Origin of the sequence: Blautia ammoniilytica (genome assembly GCF_025566965.1) — a bacterium.
Taxonomy (GTDB): domain Bacteria; phylum Bacillota; class Clostridia; order Lachnospirales; family Lachnospiraceae; genus Blautia_A; species Blautia_A ammoniilytica.
This window is the reverse complement of record NZ_JAOQJL010000007.1, coordinates 46060-60858: the sequence shown is the minus strand read 5'-3', so window position 1 is coordinate 60858 and position 14799 is coordinate 46060. Positions and strand designations below refer to the sequence as shown.

Annotated in this window: 16 protein-coding genes; all 16 read left to right on the top strand. The window is 51.5% G+C overall.

Going from position 1 to position 14799, the window contains the following annotated elements; translation table 11 throughout:
• Nucleotide 1 precedes the first annotated feature (1 nt).
• The 16 genes from OCV61_RS04910 to OCV61_RS04835 all read left to right on the top strand — a co-directional run bounded on the left by OCV61_RS04910 (nt 2) and on the right by OCV61_RS04835 (nt 14793).
• Nucleotides 2–847 (top strand): energy-coupling factor transporter ATPase, encoded by an 846-nt coding sequence (locus tag OCV61_RS04910; RefSeq protein ID WP_158420897.1) that lies wholly within the window; start codon nt 2–4, stop codon nt 845–847.
• On the top strand, nt 838–1704 hold the full coding sequence (locus OCV61_RS04905; protein ID WP_158420896.1) for an energy-coupling factor transporter ATPase: 867 nt from the start codon (nt 838–840) through the stop codon (nt 1702–1704). Before OCV61_RS04910 ends, OCV61_RS04905 begins: the two co-directional genes overlap by 10 nt.
• Complete coding sequence (locus OCV61_RS04900) at nt 1697–2500, top strand: energy-coupling factor transporter transmembrane component T family protein (protein WP_158420895.1); 804 nt, start codon at nt 1697–1699, stop codon at nt 2498–2500. Before OCV61_RS04905 ends, OCV61_RS04900 begins: the two co-directional genes overlap by 8 nt.
• Nucleotides 2501–2503: 3 nt before the next feature.
• On the top strand, nt 2504–3244 hold the full coding sequence (gene truA / locus OCV61_RS04895) for a tRNA pseudouridine(38-40) synthase TruA (protein WP_158420894.1): 741 nt from the start codon (nt 2504–2506) through the stop codon (nt 3242–3244).
• A 251-nt stretch (nt 3245–3495) separates the two neighbouring features.
• Nucleotides 3496–3924, top strand: a complete 429-nt coding sequence (rplM, locus tag OCV61_RS04890; RefSeq protein ID WP_158420893.1) for a 50S ribosomal protein L13 — start codon at nt 3496–3498, stop codon at nt 3922–3924.
• Between the two features lie 17 nt (nt 3925–3941).
• Nucleotides 3942–4334: a 30S ribosomal protein S9 gene (gene rpsI / locus OCV61_RS04885; protein ID WP_158420892.1), complete on the top strand. Its 393-nt coding sequence runs from the start codon at nt 3942–3944 to the stop codon at nt 4332–4334.
• Between the two features lie 442 nt (nt 4335–4776).
• Entirely contained in the window at nt 4777–4941 is a 165-nt protein-coding gene (locus OCV61_RS04880; protein WP_015535538.1) for a hypothetical protein, read from the top strand.
• Nucleotides 4942–5086: 145 nt separating this feature from the next.
• A complete protein-coding gene (locus OCV61_RS04875; protein WP_105204999.1) occupies nt 5087–5935 on the top strand; it encodes a ParA family protein in 849 nt (282 codons plus the stop codon).
• Nucleotides 5889–6860, top strand: a complete 972-nt coding sequence (locus OCV61_RS04870; RefSeq protein ID WP_015535536.1) for a ParB/RepB/Spo0J family partition protein — start codon at nt 5889–5891, stop codon at nt 6858–6860. Before OCV61_RS04875 ends, OCV61_RS04870 begins: the two co-directional genes overlap by 47 nt.
• A 283-nt stretch (nt 6861–7143) precedes the next feature.
• Nucleotides 7144–11373 carry a SpaA isopeptide-forming pilin-related protein gene (locus OCV61_RS04865; protein ID WP_015535535.1) on the top strand — a complete coding sequence of 1410 codons (4230 nt, stop codon included), beginning with the start codon at nt 7144–7146 and terminating at the stop codon, nt 11371–11373.
• Between the two features lie 189 nt (nt 11374–11562).
• On the top strand, nt 11563–11805 hold the full coding sequence (locus tag OCV61_RS04860) for a hypothetical protein (RefSeq protein ID WP_015535533.1): 243 nt from the start codon (nt 11563–11565) through the stop codon (nt 11803–11805).
• Entirely contained in the window at nt 11798–12037 is a 240-nt protein-coding gene (locus OCV61_RS04855) for a hypothetical protein (protein ID WP_015535532.1), read from the top strand. Before OCV61_RS04860 ends, OCV61_RS04855 begins: the two co-directional genes overlap by 8 nt.
• Complete coding sequence (locus OCV61_RS04850; RefSeq protein WP_015535531.1) at nt 12037–12660, top strand: hypothetical protein; 624 nt, start codon at nt 12037–12039, stop codon at nt 12658–12660. The genes OCV61_RS04855 and OCV61_RS04850 overlap by 1 nt, the downstream gene beginning before the upstream one ends.
• Complete coding sequence (locus OCV61_RS04845; protein WP_015535530.1) at nt 12657–13295, top strand: DUF7007 domain-containing protein; 639 nt, start codon at nt 12657–12659, stop codon at nt 13293–13295. Before OCV61_RS04850 ends, OCV61_RS04845 begins: the two co-directional genes overlap by 4 nt.
• Nucleotides 13295–14251 (top strand): hypothetical protein, encoded by a 957-nt coding sequence (locus tag OCV61_RS04840; protein WP_015535529.1) that lies wholly within the window; start codon nt 13295–13297, stop codon nt 14249–14251. The genes OCV61_RS04845 and OCV61_RS04840 overlap by 1 nt, the downstream gene beginning before the upstream one ends.
• A complete protein-coding gene (locus OCV61_RS04835; protein ID WP_015535528.1) occupies nt 14248–14793 on the top strand; it encodes a hypothetical protein in 546 nt (181 codons plus the stop codon). Before OCV61_RS04840 ends, OCV61_RS04835 begins: the two co-directional genes overlap by 4 nt.
• Nucleotides 14794–14799: the final 6 nt, after the last annotated feature.

Below are 14799 nucleotides of genomic sequence, written 5' to 3'. Positions count from 1 at the left end.
TATGGGAATAATTAAGGCGTTCAAGCTGGGATTTGACTATTTCAAGTATGACGAAGACGGCAATGTGCAGGAAATGCAGAGAGCCGTCGATGATATAAACCTGGACATTGAAGCCGGGAGCTTTGTGGCTATCCTGGGACATAACGGTTCTGGGAAGTCCACACTGGCAAAGCAATTAAATGCACTGCTCCTTCCTTCCGAGGGGACGATCTGGGTGGATGATATGGATACATCCAAGGAGCAGGAATTGTGGAAGATCCGCCAGAAAGCAGGAATGGTTTTTCAGAATCCGGACAATCAGATCATTGGAACTGTTGTTGAGGAGGACGTAGGCTTTGGCCCTGAAAATATGGGTGTGCCTACAGAGGATATCTGGAAACGTGTGGGTGACAGTCTGAGAAAAACAGGGATGACAGCATACCGCCACCATTCACCTAACAAGCTTTCCGGAGGACAGAAGCAGAGAGTTGCCATTGCAGGTGTAATGGCCATGCGACCTCAGTGCATTGTTCTGGATGAGCCCACAGCTATGTTGGACCCGAATGGCAGGCATGAGGTTCTGGAAGCAGTTTCCGAACTGAATAAGAAAGAAAATGTGACAGTGATTCTGATCACTCACTATATGGAAGAAGTCATCCATGCGGACAAGGTTTATGTAATGGACAGCGGTAAGATTGTTATGCAGGGAACTCCAAGGGAGATCTTTTCACAGGTGGAAAGACTGAAGGAATACAGACTGGATGTTCCCCAGGTAACTTTGCTGGCTCATGAACTTCATGAGGCTGGTGTGGATATCCCGGAGGGAATACTGACAACAGAGGAATTGGTGAGTGCATTATGTCAATAGAACTTAAGAATGTTACCTATACGTACAGCCCGGAAACGGCTTATGAGATACATGCATTAAAAAATATTAACCTTGTGATCCCAGATGGACAGTTTATGGGGATCATTGGCCATACAGGCAGTGGAAAATCCACATTGATTCAGCATTTCAATGCGCTGATCCGTCCTACCTCAGGCACGATCCTTTATAATGGAGAGGATATATGGGAAGAAAAATATGACCGCAGAAAGCTGCGAAGTGAGGTTGGGCTGGTATTCCAGTATCCAGAGCATCAGCTTTTTGAAAGTGATGTTTTATCCGATGTATGCTTTGGACCTATGAATCAGGGACTGAGCCGGGAGGAGGCTGAGAAAGAAGCCAGAAAGGCCCTTGCCCATGTTGGATTTAAAGAAGAGTATTTCAGTAAATCACCCTTTGAACTTTCCGGAGGACAGAAAAAAAGAGTTGCCATTGCAGGTGTGTTGGCAATGAATCCAAAGATCCTGATTCTTGATGAGCCTACTGCAGGATTGGATCCTAAAGGCCGTGATGATATCCTGGATCAGATCCAGCTCCTTCATAAAATGCGCGGCATCACCATTATCCTTGTATCTCACAGTATGGAAGATATTGCCAAGTATGTGGAACGGCTGGTGGTTATGAATCATGGTGAAGCTGTATTTGATGACACACCAAGAAAGGTATTTTCCCATTATCAGGAACTGGAAAAAATGGGGCTGGCAGCTCCGCAGATCACTTATATTATGCATGCCCTGAAGGAAAAAGGGCTGGATGTGGATGTAAATGCCATCACTGTGGAAGAAGCAAAAGACAGCATTCTGAAAGCACTGAAGAAGGGAGGAAAGGCAGATGATTAGAGATATTACCATTGGACAGTATTATCCTGCCGATTCTCTGATTCATAAGCTGGATCCAAGAACTAAGCTTTTGGGTACATTGATGTTTATTGTTTCAGTGTTTGCTTTTCATACATTTTGGGGATATTTGGTTGCTACAGTATTTCTGGGCAGCGTGATCCTGATTTCCAAGGTACCTGTTAAATTTATTTTTAAAGGCCTGAAAGCGATTTTTGTACTTTTGTTATTTACTATTGTTTTTAATATTATCCTTACACCAGGCGAAGTGTTATGGCGTTGGGGATTTATTAAGGTGACAAAAGAAGGTCTGGTGCTGGCAGGGAGAATGGCGATACGTCTGATCTATCTGGTGATCGGATCTTCCATTATGACTCTTACCACAACACCCAATCAGCTTACCGATGGATTAGAACGTCAGCTTCGTCCTTTGAATAAGATCCATGTTCCGGTTCACGAGATTGCAATGATGATGTCCATTGCACTTCGATTTATTCCTATTTTGCTGGAAGAGACAGATAAGATCATGAAAGCGCAGATTGCAAGAGGAGCAGACTTTGAAAACGGAAATCTGATACAGAAAGCAAAGAATATGGTTCCGCTGCTTGTTCCGTTGTTTATTTCAGCTTTTCGTCGTGCCAATGATCTGGCAATGGCCATGGAAGCAAGGTGCTATCATGGCGGAGATGACAGGACACAGATGAAACCTTTGAAATATGCAGGCAGGGATTATGCAGCCTATGGGATTCTGACCGGATATCTGGCAATTGCAATCCTGTTTCGGGTAGTGGGGATATAAAATATGAAAAGAATCGGACTTGTAGTAGCGTACGATGGAACCAATTACAGTGGATGGCAGGTGCAGCCAAATGGGATTACGGTACAAAGCGTTTTGAATGAAACCTTATCCCAGCTGCTGGGAGAACAGATCGAGACCATTGGAGCCAGCCGTACAGATGCAGGGGTGCATGCAATGGGAAATGTGGCTGTATTTGATACTGAGACACGGATTCCGGGCGAAAAGATTTCTTATGCTCTGAATCAGAGGCTTCCGGAGGATATCCGCATCCAGCTTTCTGAAGAAGTGGATCCGGATTTTCATCCCAGGTATTGTGACAGCGAAAAGACTTATCAGTACCGGATCCTTAATCGCAAATTTCCTGTACCTACAGAACGGCTGTATTCATATTTTTACCATTACAAGCTGGATGTGGATAAGATGAGAGAAGCCACTTCTTTTCTCATCGGACGTCATGATTTTGCCAGCTTTTGCGGGGCGAAGGCCCAGGTAAAGACAACCATTCGTACCATTACAGGAATGGACGTATGGCGAGACGGAGATGTGGTAACGATCCAGGTAACCGGAACCGGATTTCTTTATAATATGGTAAGGATCATTTCTGGTACATTGATCGAGATCGGCAATGGTCAGTATCCACCAGAGAAGATCAAGGATATCCTGGATGCCTGTGACAGGGAGGCAGCAGGGCCTACCGCACCGGCAAAAGGCCTGACTCTTATGGGAATCCAGTTTTTTGATTGATTTTTGCTTATATTTTATGCATATTTTTGTATTCATAAGGCGAAAAAGTAGTTGACATACTGCTGCCGGTATAATATAATTACTCAATGTGACGTAGTGCGAAGATACTTAAGCCAATAGCCCCGGCGACAGTATTTATCAGCGGTTTCGGACATTTCCGCAGTTTTTTGCATGTACGTTCAGGATTATAAATATTTGCGGGATACCGCAGTTTAACAAACAATCGTTGATAAATAGCAGGAGGTAAAACCATGCAGACTTATATGGCTAATCCAGATAAAATCGAAAGAAAATGGTATGTAGTTGACGCTGCTGGATGCACCCTTGGCCGTTTGGCTTCCGGTGTTGCAAGCGTTTTAAGAGGAAAGAATAAACCACAGTTTACACCTCACGTAGACACAGGTGATTATGTGATCATCATCAATGCTGACAAGATCAAAGTTACAGGTAAGAAGCTTGATCAGAAAGTTTATTACAACCACTCTGATTATGTTGGCGGCATGAGAGAGACTACATTAAAAGAAATGATGGCTAAAAAACCGGAGAAGGTTGTTGAGCTGGCAGTGAAAGGAATGCTTCCTAAGGGACCTCTTGGAAGAACCATGTACAAGAAACTTTTCGTTTATGCGGGATCTGAACACAAACATGAGGCTCAGAAACCGGAAGTTTTAACATTTTAATGAGGAGGTAGAAAACATTGGCTAGCGCAAAATTCTACGGAACAGGAAGAAGAAAAAAATCAGTTGCAAGAGTTTATCTGGTACCTGGAACCGGTAAAATCACTATTAATAAAAGAGACATTGATGAATATTTTGGATTAGATACACTGAAAGTTATCGTTCGTCAGCCACTGGTTGCTACAGAAACAGAAGGCAAGTTTGATGTACTTGTTAATGTTCATGGTGGTGGATACACAGGACAGGCTGGTGCGATCCGTCATGGTGTTGCAAGAGCCCTTCTTGAGGCAGACAACGAGTATAGACCAGTTCTTAAAGCTGCTGGATTCCTTACACGTGATCCACGTATGAAAGAGCGTAAGAAGTACGGTCTCAAAGCTGCCCGTCGTGCGCCTCAGTTCTCCAAGAGATAACAGGCCCGACAAACCAATTCAAAAATGCTCAAAAAGCCCGGAACCATGCGGTTTTCCGGGCTTTTTCCTTTCCAAAAAGTCTGTTGTCCTTTGTCCGATTTTGGAAGGATTTGACCTTGCCTGACCCGGTTTTTCTTGATTAATAATGGGGCAACAGGCCCTTTTTGACCCCGTTATGATTAAAAAATGGGGCAACTGCGAGCCGAAATCGGGGTGTTTTAGAGGGCATTTTCCCCGTCATTTTTTCGATTCCATGACGGCCTTTGTGAACGGTTTTTCTTTTGAAGGGGATGTCCTGATTTGTCAGGATTTGACCAAACCGAATCCAGTTTATCTTGTCCTTCTGAGTTGCCGCTGCTGTGTTTCAAGTGGATGAACTCTCGCACATTTGCGGCGCAGTGTTCCTTCCATATATACTGAAAGCGTAAAGGAGGAACGCCCTATGAAAAAACGGAAATTCAAGATATACCTCACCCCCGCCGAAAACAGCATTGTGATCCAGAGCCTTAATCACCTGCGCAATACTATGCTCCGTGAAAACCGGGACACCGGCTGCCTGGATGAACTTCTGCTCAAAGCCATGTGCGCCCCGGTGAAGAAGATGTAAAATTACATATCGCTGCCAGATGAGCCGCTTATTCTTTTCAGAAAGAGTAAGCGGCTTTTTTCATGTCCATCTTTCGGATTTTCTCATACATAGCCGTCCGTCTTGCCAACGGGCGGCTAAATCTAAGAAGAAGGAGGACATGAAAATGCCGGAACAAAGAAGCCGCCCCAGGGATGGCCGCGTGATCGCGCTGGCCAACCAGAAAGGCGGCACAGGCAAAACCACCACGACGGTGAACCTGGGCATTGGTTTAGCCCGTCTGGGGAAAAAGGTACTGCTCATTGACGCAGACCCACAGGGCGACCTCACCACCTGCCTAGGCTGGCAAGACCAAGACAGCCTGCCCACCACCCTGGCCACCGTTATGGAAAAAGTGATCCGGGATGAGCCATTCACCACGGATGAGGGCATTTTGCACCACAGCGAGGGCGTAGACCTTATGCCCGCCAACATTGAGCTGTCCGCGCTGGAAATGAGCCTGGTCAACGCCATGAGCCGGGAGTTTACTTTGCGGACCTATGTCAATGAAGCCAAGAAGCACTATGACGTGGTTCTCATTGACTGTATGCCGTCCCTGGGTATGATTACGATCAACGCCCTGGCTGCGGCGGACAGCGTGATTATCCCGGTGCAGGCCCACTATCTCCCCGCCAAGGGCATGACCCAGCTTATGAAAACCATCAATAAGGTGAAACGGCAGATCAACCCGGCTCTGAAGGTGGACGGGGTGCTGCTCACTCTGGTGGATGGGCGCACAAACCTTGCCAGACAGACAGCAGATACACTGCGGCAGAGTTACGGGAGCGTGTTGAAAATTTATCGTTCCGAGATTCCCGTAGCCATCAAAGCCGCAGAAATCAGCGCCGCAGGCAAGAGTATTTACGCCTACGACAAGGGGAGCAAGGTGGCCCAGGCTTATGCGGATTTTTCAAAGGAGGTGCTGGCGGATGGCGAAAAGCAACGGGCTAAACTTCAATCTTCCCTCAGTCGATGACCTGTTTTCCACGGAGGAAGAGCGGGCTGAGGCACGGCTTGAAAAAGTTGTCAATCTTTCGCCCACGGAAATCAGCGACTTCCCGAACCACCCGTTTAAGGTGCGGATGGACGCAGCTATGCAGGAAATGACGGAAAGCGTGAAGCAGTACGGCGTATTGGTCCCTGCCCTGGTGCGCCCCAAACCGGAGGGCGGCTATGAAATGGTGGCCGGACACCGCAGGAAAAAGGCGGCGGATTTAGCGGGGCTTGCGAAAATCCCCTGTATTGTGCGGCAGCTCACCGATGATGAAGCCACGATTATCATGGTGGACTCCAACTTGCAGCGGGAGCAGATTCTGCCCTCGGAGAAGGCGTTTGCCTACAAAATGAAGCTGGACGCATTAAAACGACAGGGTCAGCGGACGGATTTAACTTCTTCTCCACTGGATAATAAGTTAAAAGGCGTTACAGCAGCCCAGCAGATCAGCAGGGATAGCGGAGATAGTCAACCTCAGATTTATAGGTATATCCGCCTTACCCACCTTATCCCGGAAATTCTGGAGCTGGTAGATAACTCAGTCCTTAAAGACCAGGAAATGCTCCAGATTGCCATGCGCCCTGCGGTGGAGCTGTCCTACCTGCGAAAAGAAGAACAGGCCGACTTGTTCGCTATCATGGACGAGATGGACTGCACCCCGTCCCACGCCCAAGCCATCAAAATGCGACAGATGTCCGAAGCCAAGACTGGAGGGGAACGGCTGGCCAAAGACGCCCTTGTTTCCATTATGAAGGAGGAAAAGCCCAATCAAAAAGAACAGTTCAAAATCCCAAAAGAAAAAATCAGCCGGTTTTTTGCGCCGGGGACGCCCACGCAGAAGATCGAGGACACCATTGTCAAGGCGCTGGAACTTTACCGCAAACGCCAGCGCAGTTTAGAGAGATAGCCCACTCACAAGGGGGAAGTGCGCCCATTTGCAGGGAAACGGCAGCTTGTGCCGGTTCCCCCTCTCCACACCTCACCCCTTCCAAACAACCTAAACAGCCTAAAAAAAGAAGATATTTGGGGAGCCTGGATGTATATAGAAAGCTCCGGCCTCTTTTCCACAGGCAGACATCGGGCTGCGAGGAAAACCGGGCGGGCCTCTCTTTTTTAGACAGTAACCAACACAAGCCGCAGCACATCGGAAACGGTGTGCTTTTTTGCGGCCATTTCAAGGAGGTAACACGATGAAAGCATTGAGAAAGCCCCTGTCCCTGTTCATGGCCATGCTCATGTGCCTGGGCATATTCGCAGGGACGGGAACCACAGCGTTTGCCGCAGGGGAAACCATGACGACGTATATGGTGGAGTTCCCCCGTGCCAGCGACCCCAACAAGGCAGGCTGGGGACATTCCGCTATGAATTTCTTGGGCGGATGGTCTACCGGCGAAAATAACGGTTTTACCATCCACACGCAGGATTCCTTTAACGGGAAAGTCATCTACTGTATCGAACCCGGCGTCAGCGTTCATTCCGGCGACCAGTTTACTGGCCGGGGCGAGGATTTCTGGGATGATTACCCGTCCGATCTGAACCCCACTATCCCACCGGACACCATCAAGGAATATATCGGGCGGATTATGACCTATGGATGGCAGGGCAACGCCAGCACCTCATGGATGACCGATGACCCGGAGGACGCCAGCAAGATGGCCGGGGCAATCGCCACCCAGCTTCTTGTCTGGGAAACCGTCGTAGGCGAGCGCGACAGCCAGTTTAACCATGTGGACGCCAACGCCCAGGGCAAGAACAATATCGCGGAATATACCAGCCCGGAGAATCCCCTTTACAGCGAGATCTTCAGCCAGTATTCCGCTATTGAGAGCGCGGTAAAACGCCATACCATGCTGCCCAGCTTTTTCAGCAGCACCGCAGACGCCGGGGCCTACGAGCTGAAATGGGACGGCCAGCAGTATTCCCTCACTCTCACGGATACCAACGGCGTGCTGGGAGATTACACCTTTACCAGCAATATTACCGGCCTGAACTTCTCTGTGGACGGAAACCAGCTCACCATCACTTCCAGCCAGGCCATCAAAGGCTCTGTAACGGTAAAAGCAGAAAAAATCTCCGCCCAGCGCAGCGGCGTAGTGGTATGGACGGATGGGATTATCGGCGGCGGCAAGCAGGACTTTGCCACCTACGGGGAAACCGTGTCCGATTATATGGTGGGCTATCTGAACCTGGAAGTAAAAACCGGCAATATGAAGCTGGTCAAGACTTCCGAGGATGGACAGGTAGCCGGGATCAGCTTCACCATTACCGGCGAAGGATACAGCGCCACCAAGACCACCAATGAGGCGGGCGAGATCGACATCTCCGACCTCAATCCCGGCGTTTATACCGTAACCGAGCAGTCGATTGACAAATACGAACCCCAGGAAAGCCAGCGCGTGACCATCGTCAGCGGCCAGACCGCCACCGTGACTTTTAGCAACGTGCTCAAACGCGGCAGCCTGGAAGTGACGAAAACCAGCGAGGACGGGCTGGTGGAGGGCATGACCTTCCATCTGTACGGCACATCCCTCTCCGGGCAGCCGGTGGATGAGTATGCGGTGACAGACGGAAACGGTGTGGCGCGCTTTGAAAACGTGCTCATCGGCACGGGCTATGTACTGGAGGAGGTGGATACCCCCATCCGTTATGTGGTGCCGGATTCCCAGACAGCCACCATCGAGTGGAATGAAGTGACCCACAAGAGCGTGAACAATGTCCTCAAAAAGTTCCGTGTCACTGTCACCAAGAGCGATGTGGAAACGGGCGCGCCCCAGGGCGACGGTTCTCTTGCCGGAGCAACCTATGGGTTGTATAAGGGAGATACACTCATCGACAGCTATACCACCGATGAGAACGGCCAGTTCACCACCGGATATTACGTCTGCGATTCGGACTGGACAATCCGTGAAATCAACCCCAGCGAGGGCTACCTGCTGGATTCCTCTATCCACAAGGTAGGCGCGGAACCGGAATTGTATGAGATTGAGCTGAACGACACCGCCAACGATGTGACGGAGCAGGTCATCAAGGGCGACATTGCCATAATCAAGCATACCGACGACGGGGAAACCCAGATCGAAACCCCGGAATCCGGCGCGGAATTCCAGGTGTTTTTGAAATCAGCCGGCAGCTATGAAAATGCCAAGGAATCTGAGCGCGATGTCCTCGTCTGCGATGAGAACGGCTTTGCACAGTCGAAGAAGCTGCCCTACGGCACCTATATCGTCCGTCAGACCAAGGGCTGGGAAGGCCGCGAGCTGATGGACGATTTTGAAGTGTATATCGCTCAGGACGGCCAGACCTACCGTTATCTCATCAACAACGCCAACTTTGAGAGCTTCATCAAGGTGGTCAAGGTGGACGCGGAAACCGGCGTCACCATCCCCTATGCGGGGGCCGGGTTCCAGATTTACCGTCCCGATGGCAGCAAGGTGGAAATGACCTTCACTTACCCGACGCCGACCACCATTGATACGTTCTACACCAATTCCGAGGGCTATCTGGTAACACCTGAAAAGCTGGAATACGGCGCGGGATATTCCCTGGTTGAAGTACAGGCCCCCTACGGCTATGTGCTGGACAGCACCCCGGTTTACTTTGATGTGACCGAGGACAATTCCAGCGTGGAAGGCGGCGTGACGGTGATTGAAGTCACCAAGCCCAACATGGCCCAGAAAGGAATCATCAAAGTCAGCAAGACCGGCGAGGTATTTTCCTCTGTGACAGAAAACGAGGGCGTTTACCAGCCGGTGTATGAGGTGCAGGGCCTGCCCGGTGCGGTGTTTGAAATCACCGCCCTGGAGGACGTCTACACCCTGGACGGCACCCTGCGCTACTCTGCGGGCGAGGTAGTGGACACCATCACCACCGGCGAGGACGGGACAGCCCAGAGCCAGCCCCTCTACCTGGGCAAGTTCCAGGTGAAGGAAATCCAGTTCCCTCACGGCATGGTGGATACCGGCGAGAACGTCACCAACGTGGAGCTGGTGTACGCAGGCCAGGAGGTGGAAGTCACCGAAACCTCTGCCAGCTTCTACAACCAGCGCCAGAAAGCCCTTGTGACGCTTGACAAGGTGCTGGAGCAGGATGAAACCTTTGGCATTGGCATGAATGGCGAGATCTCCGCCGTGACCTTTGGCCTCTATGCCCAGGAGGACATCACCGCAGCAGACGGTTCCGTGATCCCGGCAGACGGGCTTCTGGAGATCGTTTCTGTGAATGAGAACGGCCAGGCCGTTTGCAGCACCGACCTGCCTTTCGGCAGCTTCTACCTGAAGGAGCTTTCCACTGACAGCCATTACCTGCTGAATGGCGAAACCTTCCCGTTCACCTTTGAGTACGGCGGGCCTTCTGTTGCCGTGGTAGAGATTTCCGCTAATGATGGCGAGGCTGTCACAAACGAGCTGATCCGCGGCGAAATCAAGGGCCTCAAAACCGATGAGAACGGCACGGGCCTGGGCGGGGCTGTAATCGGTCTGTTTAAGTCCGATGAAACCGAGTTTACCGCCGAAAACGCCCTTGCCACCACTACCTCAGCGGACGACGGCAGCTTTTCTTTCACCAATGTGCCTTACGGTGATTGGGTGCTGAAAGAACTGGAAAGCCCGGAAGGGTTCATCCTCTCCGATGAAGTGATTCCCGTTACTGTGGAGGAAGATGGACAGGTTGTAGAGATTTCCCTTGCCAATGAGCGTGTGTATGGTGATCTGCGGCTCACCAAGGTGGATAAGGATTATCCCGATAACAAATTGACGGGCGCTGAATTTGAAGTGTACCGCGATACCAACGGCAACAAAGAGCTGGACGAGGGTGACGAGCTGCTGGGCAAGCTGGAGGAAACCAGCACCGGCATTTACGAGATGTCCCACATCCTCTACGGCGGCGTGTTCGTAAGGGAAACCAAAGCGCCGGAGGGCTTCCTGCTGGATGAAAACGCCTATTATGTGGAGATCACCGAGAACGGCAAGATTTACGAGGTAGAGAACGAGGCCGGGATTGGTTTCACCAACATGGCCCAGACTGGCTCCCTGCGGATTGAAAAAACGTCCAGCGACGGCAAGGTGGAGGGCTTCTCCTTCCGCGTGACCGGGGCCAACGGCTACGACCAGACCTTCAAAACGGATAAAAACGGCGAAATCTTCATCGAGGGCCTGCGCGTAGGCGATTACACCGTGTCCGAGGTATCGGATGGGGCCAGCGCCAACTATGTGCTGCCTGCGGATAAAAAGGTGACGATTCTGGCGGATAAGACCACTGTGGCGCAAATGCACAATGAGCTGCGCGACACCCCGAAAACTGGTGACGACAGCAAGCCGTGGCTGTGGGCGGCCCTGATGGGCGTATCCGCTATGGGCGCTGCCGCCCTGGGCGTTGCGGCCTATGTGGGCAAGCGCAAAAAGGACAACCATACCGCAAAATAACGGCGGTTTGAATCTGTGTAAGGAGGAATGATTTTATGGAACTGAAAGCGATTATTGCCATTGCGCTGGTGGTATTCATCATCGGCGGCCTGATTTTCCTGAAAGTCAGAAGCCGGAAGAAGTAACCAGCCAGGGGCGGCCATGCGGGGCCGCCCCTTTTACATACCAAAAAAGAAAGGAGCTTTGCAGATGAGAGAACGATTTGAACAACGGCTGTTCCGCATCTTTGCCCAGGCTGGTTACTCCCCGGTGCAGCTTCTCACCATCACCCCGGAGGAGATGGTGGAGGTCCCCGGCATTACCGTTCCCAACATCCGGGCGGTGCTGTGCGTCCAGAACAAGGTGCTGGCAGACCGGAATAAAGTCCGCAGCGGCAGGCTGGTGGAGGAATTGCTGAAAGAAGCTGAAGAAAGCAGGTGTTGCCATGAATGAACTGCACCTGCTGGACATACTGGCGGCTCGGCATGGCTGTTTCATCTCCGACTTAAATCTTTCGCCTATCCTGCGGCGGGCGGCCCTTTTGGACCTGTGCAGGATGGATGAGAACAGCTACCCGCTGTCTCAATGGCAGGACACGGTGCGCTACCTTACCGGGGATGAACGGGATTTTGCCAGTGTAAAGGAAATCAAAGTATTTATTAAACAGGAATTGGAGGCAGAGTGATGAACGATGATTCCACAGAAAAACGCATGGCCGGTGATTATGAGATTATCCAGGCGGTGCAGATTGGCGACCGCGAGGTTGTCCTGGGGGAAAATCCGCAGGATGAAACCGGCATGAAGTATATGTGCGCCTTTTGTCGGCAAAACGCCTTATTTGCAGAATACAGCGAAGTGATGGCCAGTGATGATTTCCCGGAGATTGTGGAGCTGTTCGGCCAGCGGGTTGCCGAGCAAGCGCAGAAAACCCACATAGAACTCAATAAGCCCCGCATACAGGGCATAGACGACCGCCCCATTACAGCGGAGGGCTGCATCCCCATTTCCTATGAGGATGATCTGCACGGGAAAATCGTGGTGATAAAGCCGGAGGTGCTGCGCCGGGAATACCGCAGGGCCACTCGCCAGCTCAAGCTCTGTATGGGAGGCTTTGGGGCTTCCCCGCACAGCAGGGGGTCAGCCTGTTACTGCGTTGACCTTTATACTGGAAAAGAAAGCCGCTATGAGCGCATGGACGTGCTGGGAACGATACAGCCGGAGGACCTTCCCGGCTGGGCCAAGCATGGCCTTACTGCGATTCAGCAGGAACAGGCCAAAAAGAAAACCGCAAAGGAGCGTGAGCGATGATGGATTACAGAGAAAACGCCGGATATATCATTACGGATTCCTGTCATGTGGGCGACAGCGAATTTGTCTTGGGTGTTCATTTGACAGCGCCCCAGCAGTTTGTCACCTGGAAATGTAGTAACCGGACGGACTACGATTGGGGCCACTATTTCAGCGACCTGTTTTCCGCGCAGAAGGATTTGGTGGCGCGGGCGCAGGAGGAGGTGCAGTGCCTGGAGGAACAGCGGCAAAACACCATTGCGCCGGAGGCCCCGCCCTATTCCCCATGGGGCAAAGTCCAGGAGTGCGAAACGCTCTGCCCCGGCGTTTATTCCGTTTCTACCCCAGGGCATGGCGGCGTTATGGTGCGGCGGGAGCTGGCGGAAAAGGTATTCCGAAAAGAAGCGATGGGCTGCGGTTTTATAGCGAGCGGTTATCTTTGCTTTGAGGAAGATAATGACGCGCAGGTGGCTCTCCGGGAGCTGATGGATAAAAAGATGATCCAGGCTCCGGTGAACGGGCGCTTTGCCCCCGGTGCGTATGAGGCTGTTATCAATAGCAGCGTGCAAATTCACCACCCCGAATATTGGCAGGCAAGGGAAAAAGCCATATCGGAGCAAAAACGACAAGCGAAAAAGAAAGGACGTGAGCGATAATGGAACTGACAATTACCAGCATGACCCCGGCGGATCGCCTGTATGCGTACAACCAGAGCAGCCAGCTTGAAGGGCAAACCGGCTGTATCGGCCATCTGCGCGGGGATTTTGGCGCTGGAAAAGAGTTTTACACTTCCTGGTTCGACCATCGGAGGGAATACAAGACGGACGAGTTTAAGGCGGAGCTTGATGAGGTGGTCAACACTCTGCGGGAGAAGAATGGGCTGCTCTGTACCCGTGACAGCATGACCAGGTTTTGCTATCAGAACCCGGAGGCTGAGTTTGAGGGAAACTACTGCGCCGAGTATGGTTTTAAGGTGCAGACGCCGCAGCACACCTATATGCTCCGGTGCAATCCCAATTATGGAGACTACAACTTTTACCTCTACGCCTACGTTTCCCGATTCCTGGAACACCACATGGAAAAGGCCAAACAGGGTATCCGGTTTATCACGCCCGGCTACAAGGAGCTGTTCCGCATTCCCGACGGCGACCACATCCGCATTTTCACTGGCGGCGGAGAAACCCGCGACCGCACCTGCCGGGTCATCGACGAAACCCATTTTGAAACCAGCGGCGGGTATTCCAGCGCCCTGTATCATATCTGCGAATTTGCGGAGCGATTGGAGCAAACTCACGGGAGCGTGATCCCGCTGCGTTCTTCTCTGCCGGTGCAGTGTTTTAGTGTACTGCCCTCATCCGGGGAGCTGATTCTTCTGACCAGGGGCGAAAAAGGCTACAGCCCTTGCTATGATTTTTCAACTCCTGACGCTCAACAGAACCGAGAGTTTGCAGACGACCGCAATGTGAAGAATGGCGTTACCAAAGCACAGGAGGCCGCCATGCTTGCCGGCTCCATGCTTGGCTGGCAGACTCCCGCCGCCGATCCCAGAAACTATGACGAGCAGGGGCAGCCTATCAAGCCCAGGCAGAAAGACCGGGGTGAAGCCCGATGAAGGAGGAAAGACACGTTATCTGGAGCAATTATGGCCTGGACTATGAGGATTGGAGGGATGACCTGGAGGCGGACTACCCGGATTTATCCGAAGATGAGCGCATTTCCCTGATGTATGAGATCAATGGGGATTACCTGGATGATGAACGCGCCAACCTCAATGTGCAGCTCTCCCAACCGATTTTAGTCGTAGGCGACCTGGGCCTGTGGAATGGTCGGCGCATGGGATATAAGGAAATCCCCAGCGGCAATATCCGGGACTGCCTGTATTCCGATACGGATTATTCCACCTGGTATGTGGACCGGCTGGGTGATCTGCGGTGCGACGCCATCCACCATGATGGCACGAACTTTTATCTTTACCGCGTTTACAAGGACAGCGCCAGCCCTTCTCAAATTGAACTGCTGAAAGAAAAACTATATCGCGGCATTGCAACCCGCGCCGATATTACGAGAGTGACCCGCAGGCTGGGCGACGACATCGCCAAAGTCTACGGGTTTTCCATTCCCCGGCAGCGGCAGGCCGTCGCCATGGAAAGATGAGGTGAT